General features: G+C 72.1%; 18 protein-coding genes. 13 read left to right on the top strand and 5 right to left on the bottom strand.

The window, feature by feature from the left end; translation table 11 throughout:
• Positions 1-263: helix-turn-helix domain-containing protein (locus ABEA82_RS15105; RefSeq protein ID WP_345662357.1), on the bottom strand; the 263-nt coding region annotated here is incomplete at its 3' end.
• Between the two features lie 276 nt (positions 264-539).
• On the opposite strand from ABEA82_RS15105, the gene solA reads away from it, so the two are divergent.
• The 13 genes from solA to ABEA82_RS15040 all read left to right on the top strand — a co-directional run bounded on the left by solA (position 540) and on the right by ABEA82_RS15040 (position 15,753).
• Positions 540-1,676, top strand: a complete 1,137-nt coding sequence (gene solA / locus ABEA82_RS15100) for an N-methyl-L-tryptophan oxidase (RefSeq protein WP_345661977.1) — start codon at positions 540-542, stop codon at positions 1,674-1,676.
• Positions 1,677-1,678: 2 nt separating this feature from the next.
• Positions 1,679-2,740 carry a succinylglutamate desuccinylase/aspartoacylase family protein gene (locus ABEA82_RS15095; protein WP_345661976.1) on the top strand — a complete coding sequence of 354 codons (1,062 nt, stop codon included), beginning with the start codon at positions 1,679-1,681 and terminating at the stop codon, positions 2,738-2,740.
• Between the two features lie 56 nt (positions 2,741-2,796).
• Positions 2,797-3,927 (top strand): extracellular solute-binding protein, encoded by a 1,131-nt coding sequence (locus ABEA82_RS15090; protein WP_345661975.1) that lies wholly within the window; start codon positions 2,797-2,799, stop codon positions 3,925-3,927.
• Positions 3,920-5,059, top strand: coding sequence for an ABC transporter ATP-binding protein (locus ABEA82_RS15085; RefSeq protein WP_345661973.1), 1,140 nt, complete (start codon positions 3,920-3,922; stop codon positions 5,057-5,059). The genes ABEA82_RS15090 and ABEA82_RS15085 overlap by 8 nt, the downstream gene beginning before the upstream one ends.
• Positions 5,060-5,064: 5 nt before the next feature.
• On the top strand, positions 5,065-5,985 hold the full coding sequence (locus tag ABEA82_RS15080; RefSeq protein ID WP_345661972.1) for an ABC transporter permease: 921 nt from the start codon (positions 5,065-5,067) through the stop codon (positions 5,983-5,985).
• Positions 5,982-6,848 carry an ABC transporter permease gene (locus tag ABEA82_RS15075; protein ID WP_345661971.1) on the top strand — a complete coding sequence of 289 codons (867 nt, stop codon included), beginning with the start codon at positions 5,982-5,984 and terminating at the stop codon, positions 6,846-6,848. The genes ABEA82_RS15080 and ABEA82_RS15075 overlap by 4 nt, the downstream gene beginning before the upstream one ends.
• The gene (locus ABEA82_RS15070) at positions 6,845-8,236 is read left to right on the top strand and encodes an aminotransferase class III-fold pyridoxal phosphate-dependent enzyme (protein WP_345661970.1); all 1,392 of its coding nucleotides are present in this window, start codon (positions 6,845-6,847) and stop codon (positions 8,234-8,236) included. Before ABEA82_RS15075 ends, ABEA82_RS15070 begins: the two co-directional genes overlap by 4 nt.
• A 33-nt stretch (positions 8,237-8,269) precedes the next feature.
• Positions 8,270-9,223: a succinylglutamate desuccinylase/aspartoacylase family protein gene (locus ABEA82_RS15065; RefSeq protein WP_345661969.1), complete on the top strand. Its 954-nt coding sequence runs from the start codon at positions 8,270-8,272 to the stop codon at positions 9,221-9,223.
• A complete protein-coding gene (locus tag ABEA82_RS15060) occupies positions 9,220-10,674 on the top strand; it encodes an aldehyde dehydrogenase family protein (protein WP_345661968.1) in 1,455 nt (484 codons plus the stop codon). The genes ABEA82_RS15065 and ABEA82_RS15060 overlap by 4 nt, the downstream gene beginning before the upstream one ends.
• Positions 10,671-11,609, top strand: a complete 939-nt coding sequence (locus ABEA82_RS15055; protein WP_345661967.1) for an aldo/keto reductase — start codon at positions 10,671-10,673, stop codon at positions 11,607-11,609. The genes ABEA82_RS15060 and ABEA82_RS15055 overlap by 4 nt, the downstream gene beginning before the upstream one ends.
• A 72-nt stretch (positions 11,610-11,681) precedes the next feature.
• Entirely contained in the window at positions 11,682-12,347 is a 666-nt protein-coding gene (locus ABEA82_RS15050) for a haloacid dehalogenase type II (protein WP_345661965.1), read from the top strand.
• A 30-nt stretch (positions 12,348-12,377) separates the two neighbouring features.
• Complete coding sequence (locus ABEA82_RS15045; protein WP_345661964.1) at positions 12,378-13,661, top strand: NAD(P)/FAD-dependent oxidoreductase; 1,284 nt, start codon at positions 12,378-12,380, stop codon at positions 13,659-13,661.
• 112 nt (positions 13,662-13,773) lie between these two features.
• A complete protein-coding gene (locus ABEA82_RS15040) occupies positions 13,774-15,753 on the top strand; it encodes a heavy metal translocating P-type ATPase (RefSeq protein ID WP_345661963.1) in 1,980 nt (659 codons plus the stop codon).
• Positions 15,754-15,763: 10 nt separating this feature from the next.
• Here ABEA82_RS15040 and ABEA82_RS15035 read toward each other — a convergent pair whose 3' ends face one another.
• The 4 genes from ABEA82_RS15035 to ABEA82_RS15020 form a co-directional block, all read right to left on the bottom strand.
• Positions 15,764-16,828, bottom strand: a complete 1,065-nt coding sequence (locus tag ABEA82_RS15035) for a LacI family DNA-binding transcriptional regulator (RefSeq protein ID WP_345661962.1) — start codon at positions 16,826-16,828, stop codon at positions 15,764-15,766.
• Between the two features lie 86 nt (positions 16,829-16,914).
• The gene (locus tag ABEA82_RS15030) at positions 16,915-19,302 is read right to left on the bottom strand and encodes a beta-galactosidase (protein WP_345662356.1); all 2,388 of its coding nucleotides are present in this window, start codon (positions 19,300-19,302) and stop codon (positions 16,915-16,917) included.
• Positions 19,296-21,065 (bottom strand): glycoside hydrolase family 35 protein, encoded by a 1,770-nt coding sequence (locus ABEA82_RS15025; RefSeq protein WP_345661961.1) that lies wholly within the window; start codon positions 21,063-21,065, stop codon positions 19,296-19,298. The genes ABEA82_RS15030 and ABEA82_RS15025 overlap by 7 nt, the downstream gene beginning before the upstream one ends.
• A gap of 29 nt (positions 21,066-21,094) precedes the next feature.
• Positions 21,095-22,288, bottom strand: coding sequence for an MFS transporter (locus tag ABEA82_RS15020; protein ID WP_345661959.1), 1,194 nt, complete (start codon positions 22,286-22,288; stop codon positions 21,095-21,097).
• Positions 22,289-22,505 lie beyond the last annotated feature (217 nt).

The raw sequence follows: 22,505 nt of genomic DNA, 5'->3' as shown, positions 1-22,505 counted from the left end.
TGGATCATGGGCTCGCGGGCGGCCGCGAACAGGGTGGATCCCTGGAGGGCGGCGGGCCGTACGGCCAGTACGCGGGCGCCGATCTCCCAGCGGGTGGTGTCCCTGCGGTTGGCGCGCAGCCAGCCCGCCTCCGCCAGGGTGACCAGGGTGCGCTGCACGGTCGACTTGGGCAGGCCGAAGAGCTTGGTCAGTTCGCCGACGGTCACCGGCTGGTGCTGGGCGACCGCCTCGAGGACGCGCAGCGACCTGGTGACGCTCTTCATTTCCATCCGGTTTCCCCCTGTTAATCCTCGGAACTTCCGGCCGGCACCCTCTTGACTCCCCTGAGTGCCACTGCCATTCTCTGTGCCAGATTCTAGCACAGCATTCCACAATGTGGCACGGCACCCGGAAGACCCCGGGAAGCGAGCCGGACTCCGAGAACGGGGCGAATGCGGCCGGAGAGCTCCGAAGGGCCCGGCCTCCGCCCGAACCTCCTCGAATCGACAGCCTCACGCCGGGGCTCAGCTTGCGCCCCGGCGACACGAAAGGAAAGCCCTGTGTCAGCTGCCAGGAAGCGCGTCGCCGTCGTCGGCGTCGGAACGATGGGCAGCCAGGCCGCCTGGCGACTCGCCGCCCGCGGCGCGGAGGTCGTCGGCTACGACCGCTACGCTCCCGGCCACGACCGCGGCGCCGCCGGCGGCGAGACCCGCATCTTCCGCAGCGCCCACTTCGAGGACTCCCGGTACGTGCCGCTGCTCCAGCACGCCGACGCCCTCTGGGAGCGGCTCCAGCAGGAGACCGGCCGCGAGTTGCGCCGCCTGACCGGCTGCCTGCTGATGGGGCCCACCGACCACCACCAGATGGCCACCGTCCTGCGGTCCATCGCCGAACACCGCCTCGACCACGAGGTGCTCGACAGCGAGGCGCTCGCCAAACGTTTCCCGCAGTACCGGATCGAGGACGGCGACGTCGCCGTCCTCGACCGCCGGGCCGGGTTCATCCGCCCGGAGCTGACGATCCAGACGGCCGCCCGCCGGGCCGAGCACCTGGGCGCCGTCATCCACCGGTACACCACGGTCCGCGAGGTCGTCCCCCTCGCGAACGGCGTGGAGATCCGCACCGACGCCGGGAGCGAACGCTTCGACACGGCCGTCGTCACCCCCGGCCCCTGGGTCGACGACCTGCTGCCCGACCTGCCCTGGGACGTGGACGTCCGCCGGCTCGTCAGCGCCTGGTACGTACCCACCTCCGACGCCTGGACCGGCGAGGAACGACCCGCCTTCATCCGCACGGCACCCACCCACTGCTACGGCCTGCCCTCCCCGGACGGCATCTCCGTCAAGCTCGGCCTGTCCCGCGCGCTGCACCTGCCGGCCGGCGACCCGAACCGGCTGGACCGCACCGTGCGGCCCGAGGAACTGGAGATCTTCACCGAGCTCATGGGCCGTTACCTGCCGGACCTGCACCCCGACCCCGTCCGGCTCTCCGTCTACATGGAGGGCTACACCGAGAGCAGCCGACCGCTCGTCGGCCCGCTGCCCGGCGCCGAGAACGTCGTCCTGCTCGCCGGTTTCTCCGGACACGGCTTCAAACTCTCGCCCGCCTTCGGCGACATCGCCGCGGACCTCGCACTGGACGGGGCCTCCCGTCAGCCCATCGGCTTCCTCTCGACCGTCGGCCGCACGGAGGCATGACCATGAACGACAGCACTCTCTCCGTCGGCTCCCTCACGGCCGGGCCCGGCACCATGACACGCGGCACCGTCCGGGCCGACCTCGGCACCCTCGCCCTCGACATCCCGCTGACTCTGGTCAACGGCGCCCGCCCCGGCCCCCGGGTGGTCATCACCGCCGGTGTGCACGGCGGCGAGTTCACCCCCGTCGACGCCGTGACGCGCCTGGTGAACGTGCTGGAACCGGGCCGGGTGCGCGGACAGCTCGTCATCTGCCCGATCGCCAACCCGCCCGCCGTGTACCAGGGCCGGCTGGGCATCTCCCCGCTCGACGGTGTGAACATCAACCGCGTCTTCCCCGGCGACCCGGACGGCGGCCCCACCGAGCGGCTCGCCGCCTGGCTCTTCGCCCACCTGATCGACGGCGCCGACACCTACATCGACCTGCACTGCGGCGGCATCGACCAGGTCCTGCGGGACTTCGTCGGCTACCGCCTCACCGGCGAGGCGGACCTCGACAAGGCGACGGCCGCACTGGCGGGTTCCTTCGGAGTCGAGGACGTCATCCTCGGGCTGACGGCCGAGGGCGGCAACAGCCACGCCGCCGCCGCCCGCCGCGGCATCTCGGCCGTCCTCGTCGAAGTGGGCGAACTCGGACAGCGCGACGAGGCCACCGCCCTGCGCCGCGTCGACGGCCTCCTCGGGGCGCTGCGCCACCTGGGCGTGCTCGAACCGGACGGCTCCGTGCCGGCCCCGATCCGTGCATGGGTCTGGTCCGCCGGGGTCACGGCCGAGGCCACGGGACTGTGGTATCCGCGGTTCTCCTTCGACGCCGACGTCATCGGCGAGGTCGCCGAGGGCGACGTCCTCGGCCACATCGTCGACCCGGCCGACGGCCACGAGCACCCGGTCCACGCCCCGGCCGACGGCCGCGTCTTCTACGGCATGCACGGCCTGACCGTCACCGAAGGCGACGAACTGGCCGCCCTCGCCGTCCGGTGGGACCCCGACACGGCCACGCTCCCCGGCGCCCTCAGCACCCCCGGCCTGGGCGCCGCGCCCGAGGGGACGGACAACCCCTCGTAACCCCCGCCCCGGCCGCCCCCCTTCTCTCCCCGTAGCACCACCCCAGGAGGCACACGATGACGAATCGACATGCGGCTCAGCCGCGTGGCGCCCGGATGGACCGCCGGCACTTCCTGCGCGGAGTCGGCGCAGCCACGGCGGGTCTCGCCGCCGCGACCGCCCTCAGCGGCTGCGGCACCGGCACCAGCCGGGCCGCCGCCGGATCCGGTGGCAAGGGCTCCAAGACGCTGGTGGTCCGCAACAGCGGCGGCTCCTACGGCGACGCCAACCAGCAGGCGATCTACGAGCCGTTCACCAAGGAGACCGGCATCCAGGTCAAGGTGGTGAACATCCAGTACGCCCAGATGCTCGCCCAGATCAAGCAGGGCCGCCCCGAGTTCGACGTCATCGACGACTCGATGGCCGACTTCGTGCTCTTCCACAAGGAGGGCGCCACCGAGGAACTGGACCACGACCGGCTCAAGAACTTCAAGAACGCCGGCATCGCCGAGAACCTGGTCACCACCAACGCCGTCGGCAAGAACTACTGGGCCAGCGTGATGGCGTACCGCACGGACGCGTTCGGAGGGAAGAAACCTTCCTCCTGGGCCGACTTCTGGGACACCAAGGCCTTCCCGGGCAACCGCGCCCTCCAGGCCCTGGACGCCGACCTGCCCGAGCTGGAGTTCGCCCTCCTCGCCGACGGCGTACCGCTCGACAAGCTCTACCCGCTCGACGTCGATCGCGCCTTCAAGGTACTCGGCGAGATCAAGTCCCACGTCCGGAAGTTCTGGGACACCGGTGCCCTGCCCGGCGTGCTGCTGGGCCGCAAGGAGGTCGACGCCTCCAGCGTCTGGCACGGCCGCCTCGACGCGCTGATCAAGGGCGGTGCGCCGCTCGCGTACGGGTGGAACGGCGCCCGCCGCCAGAGCAACGCCCTCGGCATCCCCAAGGGAGCCGCCAACCTCGACGCCGCCTACCGGCTCATCGACTTCTCACTGCGTCCCGAGGTCCAGGCCGCCTACGCCGAGCTCTACCCGATGGCTCCCTCCGTGCCCGCCGCCTACAAGAAGCTCAAGCCCGCCACCGCCGAGAACCTCGCCAGCTCGCCCGCGCACCTGAAGAACGGCTTCGACCTGGACGTCGAGTGGTGGATCAAGAACCAGGACGCCGTCTCCAAGCGCTGGCAGGAGTGGACGCATGCCTGAGACCGACGTGATGCCCGAGCCCTCCCTCGCCGCCCCACCGCCCGCGGCCGGCACCGGAAAACCCCTGTCCGTCACGCGGCTTCGCAAGACCTACGCCGGCGTCACCGCCGTGGACGAGGTCTCCATGGAGATCGCCGCGGGGGAGTTCGTCACCTTCCTGGGGGCGTCCGGCTCCGGCAAGACCACCACCCTGATGATGGTCGCCGGGTTCTGCGAGCCCGACTCCGGCAGCATCGTCGTCGGCGGCCGTGACGTCACCCGCCTCGCCCCGCAGAAACGCGGCCTGGGCTTCGTCTTCCAGCAGTACCTGCTCTTCCCGCACATGACGGTGTGGGACAACGTCGCCTTCCCGCTGACCCTGCGGGGCGTGTCGAAGGCGGACCAGCGCCGCCGGGTCGGCGAGACCCTGGAGATGGCGGGTTTGTCCGCCATGGCCCGGCGTCGCCCGCGCGAGCTGTCCGGCGGCCAGCAGCAGCGCGTCGCACTCTGCCGCGCCCTGGTCTACCGGCCCCCGGTCATCCTGATGGACGAACCGCTCGGCGCCCTCGACAAGAAGCTGCGCGACCAGCTCCAGACCGAGATCAAGCGCATCCAGCAGGAACTCGGCCTGACCGTCATCTACGTGACGCACGACCAGGAAGAGGCCCTGGTGCTCTCCGACCGCATCGCGGTCATGCGGGACGGCCGGATCGACCAGTTCGACACGCCGCGGGAGCTCTTCGAGCGCCCGCGCACCCCGTTCGTCGCCGACTTCCTCGGCGCCGCCAACTTCCTCCCGGGCCGCCTGGCGGAACAGACGCCGCAGGGCACCTCCGTCCGGCTCGACACGGGCGGCCTGATCACGGCCCGCCCGCAGGCCCTCCCGGACGGCACGCGGGTGCGCGCGGCGATCCAGCCCGGCCGGCTCGCCCTGTGCCCGCCCCACGACGGGTTCTGTACCGGCACCGTCGACTCCGTCACCTACGTCGGCACGCTCGTCCGCGTCACCGTCCGCCCCATGAGCGGCGCGGACACCGAACTCGTACGCCTGGAACTGCCCTCCGGACGTGCCCCCGCCGTCGGCGAGCGCGTCGGACTCACCGCGGACCCCGCCAACGTCAGCGTCTTCACCGACGCGGAAGACGGGGAGTGAGAGCCGTGGCCGTACTCGCTCCGGCGTCCCGCTCCGTCGCACCGGTGCCCCACAAGAAACGAAGGGGCCACGTACTGTCCGACCGCCGCACCCGCTTCGGACTCCTGAACGCCGCGCCCGTCGTCCTCTACCTGCTGATCCTCTTCGTCTATCCGATCTTCAGCACCCTGATGCTGAGCCTCAGGACCGACGCCGGCGGCTTCACCCTCCACTGGTACGCCGACGCCTTCCGCGGCGCCAACCTGGAGATTCTGCTCACCACCCTGCGCATCTCCGCCGAGACCTCGCTCATCAGCCTGGTCGTCGGCTTCGCCCTGGCCTCGGCGATCTCCCGTCTCAAGCCGTTGTGGGCGGGGCTGGCGATGCTGGTCGTGGTCGTCCCGCACTTCATCAGCGCGCTGGTGCGCACCTACGGCTGGATCATCCTGCTCGGCGACAACGGCGTCCTGAACAACGTCCTGACCGGCCTTCACTTCCCCGGCGCGCCCTTTCAGTTGCTCTACAACGAGATCGGCGTCGTCATCGGCACCACCGCCGTGATGCTGCCCTACACCGTGCTGCTGCTGTACGCCGTGATGAAGGGCATCGACCGCCGGCTGCTCGCCGCCGCGGCCAGCATGGGCGCCGGACGGATCACCATCTTCCGCCGGGTCTACGTCCCTCTGGTGGCCCCCGGTCTGGTCAACGCCGGTGTCCTGTGCTTCATCCTCTGCCTGGGCTACTACCTCACCCCCGCCCTGATGGGCGGCGAGAAGCAGACCATGGTCGCCTCGCTCATCGACGAGCAGGTCATGAAGCAGAACCAGTGGAACGGCGCCTCGGCCCTCGGCATCATCCTGCTGCTGCTCACCTTCGCCGGACTGCTGCTGCTCAGGCTGCTGAAGTCGGCCGGCGAGGCCCTGCGGAAGCGGGGGACGGCGTCATGATCGAGTTGCGCCCCACCCTGGCCGGACGCATCACCCTGGCCGTCCTGTCGACGCTCATCCTGCTGTTCCTGGTCCTGCCGATCGTCGTCATCGTGGTCACCTCCTTCGGCAAGGACGCCTTCGGCACCTTCCCGCCCAGCGCTTGGACGTTCGGCTGGTACAGGCAACTGCTCGCCGACGGCAGCAAGTGGCCGGCCGCGCTCTCCCTGAGTGCCCTGGTCGCCTCCCTGACCACCGTCTTCTCCCTGATCCTGGGCATGACGGCGGCCACCGCCCTCGTCCGCAGCGACCTCCCGCTGCGCTCGGCGGTCTACGGCCTGGTCCTCGCGCCCCTCGTGATCCCGCAAGTCGTCATCGCGCTCGGCCTGTTCCTGCTCTTCGAGCCCGCCGCGATGCTCGGCAGCCCGATCGCCATCGCCCTCGGCCACACCGTCCTGGCCTCGCCCATCGCCGTGATGATCCTCATGGCCACGCTGAAGGGCATCGACGAACGCCTGGAGGACGCGGCGGCCAGCATGGGCGCGGGCCGGCTGACCGTCTGGCGGCGGATCACCCTCCCGCTGGCCATGCCCGGCATGGTCGCCGCCGCGATCTTCTCCTTCATCACCAGCTTCGACGAGTTCTTCATCTCGCAGTTCCTGTCCTCGGTGGACACCGTGACCCTCCCCGTCCAGGTGTTCAACGTCCTCCAGTACAACGTCGACCCGTCGGTGACCGCCGTCAGCGCGATCCTCATCGCGGTCGCCGTCGTGGGCCTCGCCCTGGTCGGCGTGGCGCGCCGGCTCAGCGGCTCCGGCAAGCAGCAGGGACTGCTGCCGACCGAGCCCGCGGTGAGCCTCCCCGCCGGAAGTGAGACCTCATGACCCTCAGCACCCAGGCCCCGGCGGGCGGACTGTCCGCCACCGCGGCCAGACACCTGCTCCTCAACATGACCCCCAACGGCTCCCTCGGCCGTGACGGCGAGAACCTCTTCGTCGTCCACCGTGGCGAGGGGCCCTACGTCGACGACGCGGACGGCAAGCGCTACATCGACGGCCTCTCCGGCCTGTACTGCTGCCAGCTCGGCTACTCCTACGCCCCCGAGTTCGCCGAGGCCGCCGGCCGCCAGCTGCGCGAGCTGTGCTTCAGCCCGCTGTGGTCCTCCTCGGCGCACCCGACGGCCATCGAACTCTCCGAGCGCCTCTCCCGGATCGCCCCCGTCGACATCGAGCACACCTTCTTCTCGGGCGGCGGCGCCGAAGCCGTCGAGACCGCCTGGAAGATCGCCCGCCGTTACCACGCCCTGCGCGGCGAAGGAGGCCGCACCAAGGCCATCGCCCGCCGCGGCGCCTACCACGGCCTGACCCTCGGGGCCCTGTCGCTCACCGACGACCCCGGGCTGCGGGAACCGTACGGGCCCGGCGCGATCGAGACCCGGTTCGTGTCCAACACCAACCGGTTCGGGCTCGCCCCCGAGTACGTCGACGACGAGACGTTCACCGCCCGCCTGCTGGCCGAACTGGAGGCCGCGATCCTGGCCGAGGGCCCGGAGACCATCGCGATGCTGATCGCCGAGCCGGTGCAGAACCGGGGTGGCTGCATCACCCCGCCGGCCGGTTACTGGCAGGGGCTGCGCGCCCTCGCCGACCGCTACGGGTTCCTCCTCGTCGCCGACGAGGTCATCACCGCCTTCGGCCGCCTCGGGGAGTGGTTCGGCGGCGACCGCTACGGCGCCCGCCCCGACATCGTCACCGTCGCCAAGGGCATCACCGCCGGATACGCCCCCATGGGCGCGACCCTGGTGAGCAACCCGGTCGTCGAGGTCATCAACCGGCCGGGCGCTGTCCTCAACCACGGCTACACCTTCGCCGGGCACCCGCTGAGCGCGGCCCTCGCCCTGCGCAGCCTGGAGATCATGGAGCGGGACCGGATCCTGCACAACGTCCGAGACCACGAGACCCACCTGGCCGAGCGCATGGCCGCCCTCGCGGACCTGCCGATCGTCGGCCACGTCCGCGGGGCCGGCTTCTTCTACGCCTGCGAACTCGTCGGCGACCAGGAGGACGGCGGCTTCAGCGACCGCGCACGCACCGAACTGGTCGCCGACCTGATCCCGCGCCGGCTGCGCGAGGCCGGTCTGCTGGCCCGGGTCTACAACCGGGCCGCTCCGCTGGTCCAGATCGCGCCCCCGCTGATCAGCGACCGCCGGCTCCTCGACCGTGTCGCCGAGATCATCGCGGACACCCTCGACGAGGCCTCCGCCCGCCTGTGACCCCCTTCCGAAGGCGTTTCTGAAAGGAACGACATGTACTCCATCGGTCCGCTGACCGTCGCCCCCGGCGAGCGCGCCCAGGGCCTCATCCCGGTCGGAACCAGCAGCTACGGCGTGGAGCTCGGCATCCCGCTGATCGTCGTCAACGGCACCCAGGACGGCCCGGTGCTGTGCGTGGACGCGGGCGTGCACGGCGACGAGTACGACGGCCAGGAGGCCGTCCGCCGCGTCCTCGCGGAGATCGACCCGGCCTCCCTGCGCGGCACGGTCGTCGCCATCCCCTGCATGAACACCCCCGCGTTCGAGGCGGCGGCCCGCACCAGCGGTCTCGACCACCTGAACCTCAACCGGATCTTCCCGGGTGACGCGGACGGTTCGTACTCGCTGCGCCTGGCCGCCACGTTCGTCGAGCAGGTCGTCCCGGCCGTCGACGCGCTCGTGGACCTGCACACCGGCGGCACCTTCGGTGAGATCGCGCCGCTGGTCATCCTCCAGGGCGGCTACGAGGACCTGGCCACCGACCTCGCGCTGGCCGCCGGCCACGAACTGGTCTGGAAGGGCGGCAAGTGGGGCGGCACGGTCCGCCACCCCACCCTCGCGGCGGGCAAGCCGGCCATCACCATCGAGGTCGGCGGCGGCACCTACCGCGAGGAGAACGTCGCCCTGCACGCCCACTCGATCCGCAACATCCTGCGGCAGTTGAAGATGATCGACGGCGCCGCGGAGCTGCGCGACACCTACACCACCGTCGCCGGCACCTTCGCCCGCTCCGCCGCAGGCGGCTTCTTCGTCGGCCATGCCGACCCGGGGGAGACCTGCAAGGAAGGCGACCTGATCGCCACCATCGTCGACCACTACGGCAACACGCTGGAGGAGGTCAGCGCCCCGCGGGACGGCATCGTGCTCTGGGTGCGCCGGATCCGCACGGTCCGCCCGGGCGACGAGGTCGTCATCTTCGGTGAGGTGCAGGGGGAGATCACGCCATGAGCGGCGACACCCGGCTGCTGCTCGTCGACGGAAAGCGGATCCCCGCCGCCGACGGGCGCACCTTCACCGTTCTCGACCCGGCGGACGGCACGCCCCTCACCGAGGTGGCCCTCGCCGGACCGGCGGACGTGGACCAGGCGGTCGCCGCCGCCCGCGCGGCGTTCACGGCACCCGAATGGGCCCGGACGCGCGCCGCCGACCGGGCCCGGCTCCTGCACCGGATCGCCGGGGCCGTTCGCGACGATGGCGAGCGCCTGGCACGGCTGGAGAGCCAGGACACCGGCAAGCCGCTCAGCCAGGCCGAGGCCGATGTCGAGGCGGCCGCCCGCTACTTCGAGTTCTACGCCGGCGCCGCGGACAAGCTCGGCGGCACGACCATCCCCCTCGGCCCGGGCCTGGTCGACTACACCGTCCGCGAGCCGATCGGCGTCTCCGGCCAGATCATCCCGTTCAACTACCCCCTGCAGAACACCGCCAGAGGCTCCGCCCCGGCATTGGCGGCGGGCTGCACGGTGGTGCTCAAGCCGTCGCCCGAGGCGCCCCTCACCCCGCTGGAGATCGGCCGGATCGCCCTGGAGTGCGGTCTCCCGCCGGGCGTGCTGAACGTCGTCCCCGGCGACGGCGAGACGGGGGCCGCGCTCGCCGGTCACCCCGGCATCGACCAGGTCACCTTCACCGGCTCGGTGCCCACCGGCATCAAGGTCGCCCAGGCGGCCGCCGCCAACGTGGTGCCGTCAGTCACCGAGTTGGGCGGCAAGTCCCCGTTCGTCGTCTTCGCGGACGCCGACTTCGACCTGGCGCTGAAGGCGATCATGGGTGCCTCGTTCAGCAACGCCGGGCAGATGTGCTCGGCGGGCACCCGGTTGCTGCTCCAGCGTGGCGCCCAGGAGTTCCTGGACCGGCTGGTCGAGAGGGTCGCCGCCCTGCGGGTCGGCCCCGGCCTGACGGATCCGGACATCGGTCCGCTGGTCGCCGCACGGCAGCGCGACCGGGTGCTCGGCTACCTGGAGCTGGCGCGGCAGGAGGGCGCCGTCGCCCGGGCCGGGGGAGGAGCACCGGCCGACCCGGCCCTGGCCGGCGGTTACTACATCGAGCCGACCGTTCTCACGGGTCTGACCAACGACGCCCGGTGCGCCCGCGAGGAGATCTTCGGACCTGTCGTCACGGTCATCGACTTCGACGACGCGGACGAGGCCCTGGACATCGCCAACGACAGCCCGTACGGCCTCTCCTCCTACGTCTGGACCCGTGACATCGACAAGGCCATGCGCCTGGCCGAGGGCATCCGGGCCGGGCAGGTCTACGTCAACGCGACCGGCGTCGGCACCGGCGTCGAGCTGCCCTTCGGCGGCTACAAGCACAGCGGCTGGGGCCGGGAGAAGGGCCTGGAAGCCCTGGCGAGCTACACGCAGACCAAGAACGTCTGCATCGGCTTCGGGAGCCGGTCATGAGGTACCGCACCCTGGGCGAACGCGGACCGACGGTCTCCGTCGTCGGTGTCGGCGGCAACAACTTCGGGTCCCGCCTCGACGAGGAGGGCACGAAGGCCGTCGTCCACGCGGCCCTCGACGCCGGGATCACCCTGTTCGACACCGCCGACATGTACGGCGGGTTCGGCGAGGACGGCGGCGCCCGCGGGGACGGCGAACGCCTCCTCGGCGCCGCCCTCAAAGGGCACCGGGAGGACGTCGTCCTGGCCACCAAGTTCGGCATGGAGATGGGCCCCGAGGCCGACATGTACGGCAGGCGCGGCGCTCGCCCCTACATCCGGTACGCCGTCGAGTCCTCCCTGCGCCGGCTCGGCACGGACCGGATCGACCTGTACCAGTACCACGAGCCGGACGGACTCACCCCGCTGGAGGAGACCGTCGCCGCCCTGTACGAGCTCGTCGACGAGGGCAAGATCCGGTACGTCGGCTGCTCCAACCTGCCGGCCGAAGACCTCACCGGCGCCTTCGTGTCCACCCAGGCCCGCTACCACCTGCTCGACCGAGGCGTGGAACGGGACCTGATCCCCGCCTGCCTGCGCCACGGCGTCGGCCTGCTGCCGTACTACCCGCTGGCCAACGGCCTGCTCAGCGGCAAGTACCGGCGAGGTGAACGACCCCCGCCCGGCAGCCGGCTGTCCTGGCGGCAGGGCTGGCTCACCGATGCCGCCCTCGACAAGGCCGAGGCGCTCGGCGCGTACGGCGCCGAGCGCGGCCTGACCCTCCTCCAGGTCGCCGTGGGCGGACTGGCCGCGCTCCCCGCGGTCGGCTCGGTCATCTGCGGCGCCATGACTCCCGAACAGGTCACCGCCAACGCGGCGGCGGCCGACTGGATCCCCGCCCCGGCCGACCTGGCCGCCCTGGACGCGATCGTCGCACCCGGCGAACGCGTCGTCTGAAGCCCCCGCTCGTTCCTGAAACCCGCTGCCGACACCCGCTTTCCGAAACCCGCGAGATCGAGGCTGAACCCCATGCGAGAGATCGTCACCTTCGACGCCTACGGAACCCTGGTCGACTTCCAGCTCGGCCCGACCACCCTGAAGGTTCTGGAGGACCGGCTGGACCTGGACAACCTGGACGTCGACGAGTTCCTCGACGACTTCCGCGTCATGCGTTTCCAGGCCGTGCTGGAGGCCTACCGCCCCTACCACGAAATCCTGCACTCCAGCCTGCGCAACGCCATGCGCCTGCACGGCCTGGAGTACCGGGAGTCCGACGGCGACGCCCTGGTGGAGGCGGTCCCCACCTTCGGCCCCTTCCCGGAGGTCCCGGACGCCCTGCGCGCGCTGAAGACCAGGTACGAGATCGCCATCATCTCCAACACCGACGACAACCTGATCGCGCGGAACGTCGAGAACATCGGCGTCGAGTTCGACCACGTCATCACCGCCCAGCAGGCCGGCGCCTACAAGCCGGACCGGCAGACCTTCGAGCACGCTTTCAAGGCCATCGGCGTCGAGCCGTCCCAGGTCGTCCACACCGCCCAGGGCTGGGAGTACGACCACATCCCCACCCGTGACCTCGGACTGCGGCGCCGGGTGTGGATCAACCGCTACGGCCGCCCGGGCAGCGCCGACTACCAGCCGTACGACGAGCTGCCCGACATGACGGGCCTGCCGAAGCTGCTCGGCTGCTGACCCACCCGGACGAATGTGAGGACGCACCCCATGAAGCAGGTTCCCTACTGGCTCGACACCGCCCCCGCCCTGCCCGACCGCTCCCGGAAGGACCTGCCCGACGAGGCGGACGTGGTCGTGGTGGGCGGCGGCCTCACCGGCCTGTCCACCGCCTATCACGCCGCCCGCAAGGGAGCCCGGGTCGTCCTCGTCGAGAAGGACAAGGTCGGCTCGGGCGCCTCCGGGCGCAACGGCAGCATGTGCACCCAGGGCCTCACCATCGGTGTCGGTGAGGCCCGCAAGCGGTACGGCCAGGAGCGCGCCCGCGAGCTGTACGACGCCTTCCGCGAGGCGGTCGACGTGGTCGAGGAGATCACCCGGACCGAGCGGATCGACTGCGACTTCCACCGGGCGGGCCGGCTCGGAGTGGCCTTCAAGCCGCGGCACTTCGAGTCGATGCGGGCCACCCAGCGGGATCTGGCCGAGAACTTCGGCCACGAGACCCGGCTGCTGAGCCGCGGCGAGCTGAAGTCCGAACTGAACTCCGACCACTACCACGGCGCCCTGCTCGACCCGCTGAGCGCCGCCCTGCACGTCGGCAAGTACGTCCACGGTTTCGCCGAGGCCGCCGAACGCGCCGGGGCGGAGATCCACGAGCGCAACGCGGCCACCGGGCTCACCCGCCTGCCGGGTGGCGGCTTCGTCGTCGAGACCCTGAACGGCACCATCCGCGCCAAGCAGGTGATGGCGGCGACGGACGCCTACACCGACAAGTCGATGCCCTGGTTCCGCAAGCGGCTCATCAATGTCGGCAGTTTCATCATCGTCACCGAGCCGCTGGGGGAGGCCCGCGCGAAGGAACTGATCCCGAACGGCCGCCTGGTGGTCGACTCGAAGAACATCGGCCACTACATCCGGCTGACCCCCGACCACCGTCTCGCCTTCGGCGGCCGGGCCCGCTTCGCCCCGTCCAACCCGGCCTCCGACATCAAGAGCGGCGACGTTCTGAAGGCCGAGATGACCGAGATCTTCCCGCAGTTGGCGGGAGTGCGGATCGACTACGTGTGGGGCGGCATGGTCGGCTTCTCCTGGGACCGGCTCCCGCACGCGGGTGAAGCCGACGGCCTGTACTACTCGATGGGCTACTGCGGCCACGGCGTCCAGATGGCCACCTACATGGGCCGCGCGGTCGCCGAGATGATGGACGGCCGCCCGGAGGCCAATCCGCTGCGCGGGCTCGGTTTCCCCAAGGTCCCGGTCCCCTTCTACAACGGCACGGCCTGGTTCCTGCCCTTCGGCGGCGCCTACTACAAGGCGAAGGACAAGGTGCGCTGACCCCGTCCACCCCCGGCATCCCTGATGGGGAATGAAGACATGAATCAGTCTTCATATGTTCCTGTATGGTGAGGGGCCACGCGCCACGCGCACCCCGCCAGAAGGACCCCTGATGACCTCCACCCTCACGCCCCGGCCGGTCGAACGGGCGAAGCCCGCACCCGCCGGGGCCGCGGCCCGGCGGCGGACCCGCGTCCTCGCGCTCCCCGAGGCACGCTGGGCCGCCGCGGCCACCGTCTCCTTCCTGCTCGCGCTGCCCCTGCAGTTGACCGGCGCCCCCGCCTGGACCTGGGGCCCGCTCTACGCCCTGGCGTACGTCACGGGCGGCTGGGAGCCGGGCTGGGAGGGGCTCAAGGCGCTGAAGGACCGCACGCTCGACGTCGATCTGCTGATGGTGGTCGCCGCACTGGGCGCGGCGGCGATCGGGCAGGTGATGGACGGCGCGCTGCTCATCGTCATCTTCGCCACCTCCGGCGCCCTGGAGGCGCTGGCCACGGCCCGCACCGCCGACTCGGTCCGGGGCCTGCTCGACCTGGCCCCGGCCACGGCCACCCGGCTGGCCCCGGACGGCGGCGAACAGACCGTGCCCGTGGACGAGCTGGCCGTGGGGGACACCGTCCTGGTACGTCCGGGAGAACGCGTCGGCGCCGACGGCCGCGTGCTGGACGGAGCGAGCGAGGTGGACCAGGCGACCATCACGGGCGAACCGCTCCCCGTGGCGAAGGAACCGGGCGACGAGGTCTTCGCCGGCACCCTCAACGGCACCGGCGCCCTGCGCGTCCGGGTCGACCGCGACGCGTCCGACTCGGTGATCGCCCGGATCGTGCGCATGGTGCAGGAGGCCGCCGAGACCAAGGCGCCCACGCAGCTGTTCATCGAGAAGGTCGAACAGCGCTACTCGCTGGGCATGGTGGCCGCGACCCTGGCCGTCTTCCTGGTGCCGCTCGCCTTCGGCGCACACCTCACCGACGCGCTGCTGCGCGCCATGACGTTCATGATCGTGGCCTCGCCGTGCGCGGTCGTGCTGGCCACCATGCCTCCCCTGCTGTCGGCCATCGCCAACGCGGGACGGCACGGAGTGCTGGTGAAGTCGGCCGTGGTGATGGAGCGGATCGGTCAGACGGACGCGGTCGCGCTGGACAAGACCGGCACGCTGACCGAGGGCAGCCCGCGCGTCACCGACGTCCGGCCGCTGGCGGAATCCGGCCTGGACGCGGACGGGTTGCTGCGGCTCGCGGCGGCGGCGGAACGGCCCAGTGAGCATCCGCTGGCCCGGGCCGTCGTGGACGCGGCCCGCGAACGCGGACCGGTGCTGCCCGACGCGCAGGACTTCACCTCCGCTCCCGGCGTGGGAGTGACCGCCGTCGTGACGGGCCGTACGGTCCAGGTGGGCGCACCGTCCCGCCTGCTGGACGGCCCCCACCGCGCGGTCGCCGACCTGGCCGGGGACCTGGAGGAATCCGGCCGTACCGCCGTCCTGGTCGTCGTCGACGGCGCCCCCGCCGGACTGCTGGGCATCGCCGACCGGCTCCGCCCGGACGCCGCCGCCACCGTCACCGCGCTCGCCACGCTCACCGGCGCCGCCCCCGTGCTCCTCACCGGCGACAACCCCCGTGCCGCCGCGCACCTCGCCGCCGAGGCAGGCATCGACGACGTGCGGGCCGGGCTGCTGCCGCAGGACAAGCTGGCCGCCGTGCAGGAGATGGCGAGCGCGGGCCGCAAGGTGCTGGTCGTCGGGGACGGCGTCAACGACGCACCCGCCCTGGCCGCCGCGCACACCGGCGTCGCCATGGGCCGGGCGGGCTCCGACCTCGCCCTGGAGACCGCGGACGCGGTGATCGTGCGCGACGAACTCGCCGCGGTCCCCACCACCGTCGCCCTGTCCCGCCGCGCCCGCAGGCTGGTCGTCCAGAACCTCGTCATCGCCGGGGCGTTCATCGCCGGCCTCGTCGTCTGGGACCTGGCCGGGACCCTGCCGCTGCCGCTCGGCGTCGCGGGCCACGAGGGCTCCACGGTCCTGGTCGGCCTGAACGGCCTGCGCCTGCTGCGGGAGACGGCCTGGCAGCGTGCGGCCGCCCGGGAGAACGGCTGACGGAACGGTCTCAGCGCGGCGGCGGGCCGCTGCTGGCCCGCACCACGAGGTCGACGGGCACCAAGGTCTCCACTCGGGGCCGCTCCCCGGGACCGTCGATACGGTCCAGCAGCAGATGCAGCGAACGGGTGCCGATCTCGGCGAAGTCGGTGCGCACGGTGGTCAGTGGCGGCAGGAGATGCGCGGCCTCGGGGATGTCGTCGTAGCCGACGACGCTCACGTCGCCGGGGACGGACCGCCCCGACTCGTGCAGGGCGTGCAGCAGGCCCAGGGCCATCTGGTCGTTGGAGGCGAACACCGCCGTCACCTCCGGCCGCCGGGCCAGCCGGCGGCCCAGCTCGTAACCGGAGTCGGCGCTCCAGTCCCCGGCGAGCGGGGCCGGGACGTCGGCACCGGCCGCCTGGAGCGTGGCCTGCCAGCTGCCCAGCCGGTGATCGGCCGAGGTCCAGCCGGCCGGGCCCGCGATGTGCCACACGGTGGTGTGCCCGAGAGCGAGGAGGTGCTCGGTGGCCTTGCGGGCGCCGGTGCGGGAGTCGCCGGTGACCGGGGGCGTGCCGCTGTCGAGGGCGCTCTCCAGCACCACCAGAGGCGTGCCGAGGTCGGTCTCGGCCAGGGCCCGGCCCACCCACTGCTGAGGGGCGATCGCGATGACGCCGTCCGCGCCCTCGGCCGAGAGGCGGTTCACGGCCTCGACGACGGTGTCGTGGTCGGCCGTGTCCAGGGCGATGGAGCTCACGAGGTATCCGGCGTCCTGGGCCGCGGTGTTGATCGCCGTCAGGATGGAGGCCGGCCCGTACCGGGCGGCGTCGAAGGAGATGACCCCGAGCATCCGGGTCCGGCCGCTGGCCAGGGACCGTGCGCTGCGGCTGGGCCGGTAGCCGAGGGTGCGCATGGCGTCCAGGACCGCCTCGCGTGTCCCGGGGCGTACGGCCGGGTGGTCGTTGAGCACCCGGGACACGGTCTGCTTGGAGACGCCGGCCAGCCGGGCCACGTCGGCCATCACCGGCCGCGTCCCCGCGAAGTTGCGCCGGCTGCGGCCCCTGGGGACAGGGCTGTCGGTGGCGCTCGGTGTCATGGCGGGTGATTCCTCGACGTCGGATACGGCGGTCCTGGGCCGCCCGGCAGGAGCACAGCATAGGCCGGGCGGCGAGGGCAGGGGCTTCAACCGGCCCTGGCCGCCCAGGAGCGCGTGACCACCCACTCGGCGCGCCGCACCACCGCCTCGCGCCAGGCCTCGCCCACCTGCCCGGGCACATGCACCCGGGCCTTAGCGGCCAGCGGCAGCACCCGCAGCCGCAGTCCCCGCGCGCGCACCTCCTCGACGGGCAGCCGGTCCAGGCCGATGTCCCACACACGCCCCGAGTAGAACTGGTCGGCGACGAGGACGTCCCCCACGTAGGCCCGGGCCAGGTCGCCCGTCCAGCTCAGCCGCAGCAGCACACCTGCGGGCTCCCGCAGCAGGTCCTCCGGTACGTCGACGTGGTACTCGGCGGACACCGTCTCCACGTACTCGTCCGCCGGTGCGCTCGCCCGGCCCTGCACGCCGTACTCCGGCTCGGGCGCCGGACCGGCGGGCCTGACCAGGCTGACGGGCGCGGCGGTGTCCGCCAGGGGCTCCCCGGCCTCGATCGTGTACCGGGTGAAGGCACCGTCCGTCGCCTCCCGCACCCGCGCCCCCTGCACCACCGGAGCGGCCTGAGGTGCGGGCAGCACCGCGAACGACGGCTCGGCGGCCCGGCTGCGCAGCCGCACCTCGTCCCCGTCGAAGACGACACCGTCCCCGCACAGCACCAGCCGCTCGGCTCCCCACGCGGTACCCCGGTAGACGGTGCGGGCTGTCGCCGCGTCCAGGATCAGCAGGCCGACACGTGAACCGTCCGCCGTGTCCACCTCGACGAGGGCGTCGGTGCCGGGCCGCACTCCGCTGACCAGGATCCGGCCGGCGACCGGTGTCACGTCGCCGGACGGTGTCGCGACTGACTCCACCGTGCCCGCGTCGAGGGCGAGTTCGGGTGCGATGCCGTCGGTCGCGGCCAGCACCAGGACCGTACGGCCGTCCGCCTCGACGGTGCACACCGGTTGTGCGGTCGCCCACTCCAGCCGCAGCCCGGCCACCTCCAGCCGCAGTGGCCAGCAGAAGTACGCGCCGGAGGGCACCGTGACGGGAGTGCTGGGCAGCGTCAGGGCCGGCGCGTCCGGGAAGCCGATCGTGAAGGCCGTGTCCGGATGGTCGGGCAGCGGTTCGTGCGGCTGGTGGTTGGTCACGAAGAGAAAGCCCGAGGTGCCGTCGGTGCGGACGGCCCAGCGCAGGGTGTCCCGGTCGTGCTGTCCGGCGGGCCTCCGCTCCGGAAGCACGGACTCCATGGGCGCGATCCGCTGCCCGAAGCAGGCGAGCAGCAGGTGCTGGAGCCGCAGTTCGTGGTAGGAGGGACGCACTTGGCCGTACTCGCCGAGCGGGGCCTGGAAGTCGTAGCTCAGCACCGGCAGGTCGTTGGGGTAGCCGGTGGCGTGCGACTCCTGAAGGGTCGTCAGCTCGCCGGGCGGGTTGGTGCCGCCGTGGAACATGTAGTAGCCCTGCCACACCGAACCGCAGCCGATCTTGGTGAGCCCCAGCGCGCCGACGTCGGCGGCCTCGACCCTGGGCCGCCGGTGGTAGGCCGCCGCCATGCCGCCGCCCAACTCGCAGGTCGCCCAGGGGAATCGGTCCGCCGGAACCGGACCGGCTTCGCGCACCGAGGTGGGGCGCAGGTCGGCGCCGATGCCTTCGTCGTCGCGCTCGTGGGTGAAGAAGAAGTGCTTGCGGCAGGTGTCGGGCCAGCCGCCGTCGGCCTCCGTCCAGAACGCCTCCGGATAGCCGCCGTACAGCGGCAGCAGCTCCTCTCCCGGGAGCCGCACCCCGCCCCAGGCGGTCGACGTCCACAGCGGTGCGCTCAGCCCGGCCTCCTGGGCCAGGCGCTTCAGCGTCCGCAGGTGGCCCGGCTGGTCGTAGAGCTCGTTCTCGACCTGGATCGCGACGATCGGGCCGCCGTGCTCCCGGTCCAGGCCGCGCAGTTGGTCCGCGACGGCCGCGAACCAGGTGCGCACGGCCGCCAGATAGGCCGGGTCGTCGGTGCGCGGGGTGAGGGCGCGGGCGAGCAGCCAGTCGGGCAGTCCGCCGCCCCGGACCTCCGCGTGACACCAGGGCCCGATGCGGGGGACGAAGTCCAGGCCGTGCCGGGCACACAGCGCGGCGAAGCGCCTGAGGTCGCGGTCGCCGTCGAAGCGGATCCGTCCCTCGAGCTCCTCGTGATGGATCCACAGGACGTAGGAGGCGACGGCGGTCACCCCGCCCGCCTTCATCTTCAGCAGCTCCTCCTCCCACTGTCCGGCCGGGTAGCGGGAGTAGTGGAACTCGCCGGAGACCGGGAACCAGGGGCGGCCGCCCCGGGTGAGCCAGCGGCTGGTGACCTCGATGGGGTCGGGCACGCCCGGGGCGTCGGCGAAGGGGAGGTGGCCGGTTCGCGGGGGAGCGGAGGGCGCGGGTACGCGCAGCCGGTGCGGGGTCACCAGGTGTTCTCCGGGCCGAGGTCGGGCGTGTCGGTGAAGCGGGCGCGGGTGGCGGTCGTGCCGTGCAGCTCCAGCAGGACCAGCTCGTTCGCACCCGGACGCAGCACCGGCCCGGGCACGTAGAGCGTGCGCTGCGGCCCACGGTTCCAGTAGCGGCCCAGGTGGAAGCCGTTGACCCAGGCCTGCCCTTTCGTCCAGCCGGGCAGGGCGAGGAAGGCGTCGGCGGGCGCGGCCACCTCGAAGGTGCCGTGATGGAAGGCCGGTACGGTGACCGCCGCCGTCTCGCCGGCCGGGGAGAACGGCACCGCGCCGGGGTCGTCCAGCGGCAGCGGGTGGCAGTCCCAGCCGCGCAGGGTGTCGCCGTTGAAGGAGACCGGCCCGAGCAGGCCCTTGGGCGCTCCGATACGAGGCCCGTAGTTGACACCGCCCATGTTCTCGACGAGGACCTCCAGCGTCGCGCCGGATCGTGGGACGCGCACGGGCAGGGTCTCGTCGTGGCGTTCGCGCTCCAGTACCCCGACCGGCGCGCCGTCGACGAGGACCTGGGCACGATCGCCGACACCACCGCCGAAGTGCAGCAGGCCGTCTCCGGCGGCGGGGAGAGTGGTGCGGTAGAGGGCGTAGCCGGTGCGCTGCCCGAGCTCGCCCATGGTCAGCGGAGCGTCGGCACGGACGGGAGCGGCGAGCGCCTCGGCGAGGGGCAGCAGAAGTGCCCGGCCGTCCAACTCGACCTCGGCCGACGGGAGTTTGGCGCCCGGCTCCGGGGCCGGCTCGTCGGGAACGGACGCATGGCGGGCGATGACCTCGCGGAAGGCGTGGTACTTCGGGCCCGGGTCGCCGCACTCGGTGAGCGCGGAGTCGTAGTCGTACGACGTGATGGTCGGCGTGTACGCGTGCTTGTGGTTGGCGCCGTTGGTGAACCCGAAGTTGGTGCCGCCGTGGAACATGTAGATGTTGACGGAAGCCCCGGCGGACAGCAGCCGGTCCAGGTCGGCGGCGGCGTCCGCCGCGTCCCGCACGTGGTGCGGACCGCCCCAGTGGTCGAACCAGCCGATCCAGAACTCGGCGCAGAACAGCGGGCCTTCGCTCCGGTGCTCGCGCAGCCGCCCGAGTGACTGCTCGACGCGGCTGCCGAAGGTGCCGGCGGTCAGCACGCCCGGCAGGCTGCCCGCGGCCAGGTGCTCGGGATCGGCCTGGTCGCAGGTGAACAGCAGCTCCTCGACGCCCCGGGAGCGAAACGCGTCGGCCAGGTGCTTCAGATACGCGGAGTCGTCACCGTAGGCCCCGTACTCGTTCTCCACCTGCACCGCGATCACGGGTCCGCCCGCCGCCGCCAGATGGGGCCGGAGCGCCGGGAGCAGTTGGTCGAGGTAGCGGTCGACGGCTCCGGTGAAGCGGGGATCGCTGGTGCGCAGCCGGATGTCCGGGTCGGAGGTCAGCCAGTCGGGGAGGCCACCGCCGTCCCACTCGGCACAGATGAACGGGCCCGGACGCAGCAGCACGTGCAGTCCCTCGTCCTGGGCGAGCCGGAGGAACCTCGGCAGGTCGAGGATGCCGTCGAGGACCAGTGGCCCTTCGGGGTCGGGCTGGTGGTGGTTCCACGGCAGGTACGTCTCCACCGTGTTGAGCCCCATCAGCCGTGCCTTGCGCAGTCGGTCGGACCACAGGTCGGGGTGGACGCGGAAGTAGTGCAGCGCGCCGGAGAGGATCCGGAACGGCTCGCCGTGCAGCAGGAATCCGTCGGACGTCGTCGTCAGAGCGGGCATGCGGAGGCATCCCTTCGGGGCAGGGGCGGTCAAGAGGATCGGGTGCTGCGGATCAGCCAGAGCGTGGCGGCCAGACAGAGTGCCGAGACCCCGCACAGCAGGAGCGGCACCGCGCGGACCCCGGACCACTCGATGGCCTTGCCGAGGGCCGGCCCGGCCGCGACACCGCCGATCATGGAGGCCGCGATGACCAGCGCACCGGCCCTCCGGGCCCGGGGTGCCGCCCGGTTCAGCCACGGCAGTCCGGTGGGGAAGATCGGCGCGATGAACAGACCGACACCGGCGTAGGCGTAGGGCGCGAGCGCCGGTGCGGAGGCGGCCAGCAGGCAGAGCGTCATGCCCGCGCAGGAGACGGTGATGATGGCCTGGGCGGAGTAGCGCAGCGCGAGCGGGGCGACCAGGAACCGGCCGACGGTCATCATCAGCCAGTACACGGAGGTGGCGGTGGCGGCGACGCCCGCGCCGTGGCCGACGGTCTCCAGGTGCGTGGGCTCCCAGCCGCCGACACCGGCCTCGATGCCGACGTGCAGGACGTAGAGCGCGACGAAGACGGCGAGGACCGAGCCGAGGCTCCGCAGGAGAACCGGACCACCGCCGGTGTCGTCCGAGGCCGGGAGGGGGGCGTCGTTCCGTACGCCCCTCAGGCACAGCAGCAGAGGCAGGTTGGCGAGCGCGAAGCACAGGAAGACGGCCGGGTAGTGCTCGGAGCCGACCGCGCCGATCACGGCCGGGCCGAGGATGGCGCCGATGCCGAAGTGGGCGTTGAGGATGTTCAGCATCGCGGTCGAACGGTGTCCGAAGCTGACGGCGAACAACTGGTTGAGCCCGTAGTCGATGCCGCCGAAGCCGAGTCCGGCGAGCAGGGCCGCCGCCAGGGCGGCGGGCCAGCCGGGCGCCAGTGCGAAGCCGGCCGCGCCGACCGCCATGAGCAGGTAGGAGCTGCCGAGGAGCCGACGGTTGCCGATCCGGCCGTAGAGCCGGTCGAACAGCAGCACACCGGCCACGCCCCCGACGAAGTGGGCGCTGAGCCCGAGCCCCGCGGTGGACGGGGAGAGCCCGAACTCCGCACGGAAGGCGGGGATCGCGGGCCCGTACAGGGCCTGCAACGCACCGATGAGCACGAAGCCCACGCAGGAGGCGACGACGGAGGCCCTGCTGAACACGGGGGTGGACGGGGCGGGGGAGAGGGGGGTGGCGCGCTGTGCGGTGTGCTGGTCGGTCACGCGGACTCCGGGGGACGGCCCACGGGCGGGAGTGGGCGGAGGACACCGTCGCGTACGTCGGAAACAGAGGTGATGTTACCGGTAACATGACGTCCGTCAACACCGTTTCAGCGCTGGCGGAGTGGCCGCGGGTCCGGATCGCGGGTCCGCCCCCTCTGCTTGCCGCCCGCCGACTCGGATCACCCGAAAACGCCTGGTCAGACGGGCGCGGCTGCTG

Origin of the sequence: Streptomyces venetus, assembly GCF_039540295.1 — a bacterium.
In the GTDB taxonomy this organism is placed as follows: domain Bacteria; phylum Actinomycetota; class Actinomycetes; order Streptomycetales; family Streptomycetaceae; genus Streptomyces; species Streptomyces venetus.
Note: the sequence above shows the minus strand (reverse complement) of the source record. Positions and strands in the feature narration are given on the sequence as shown.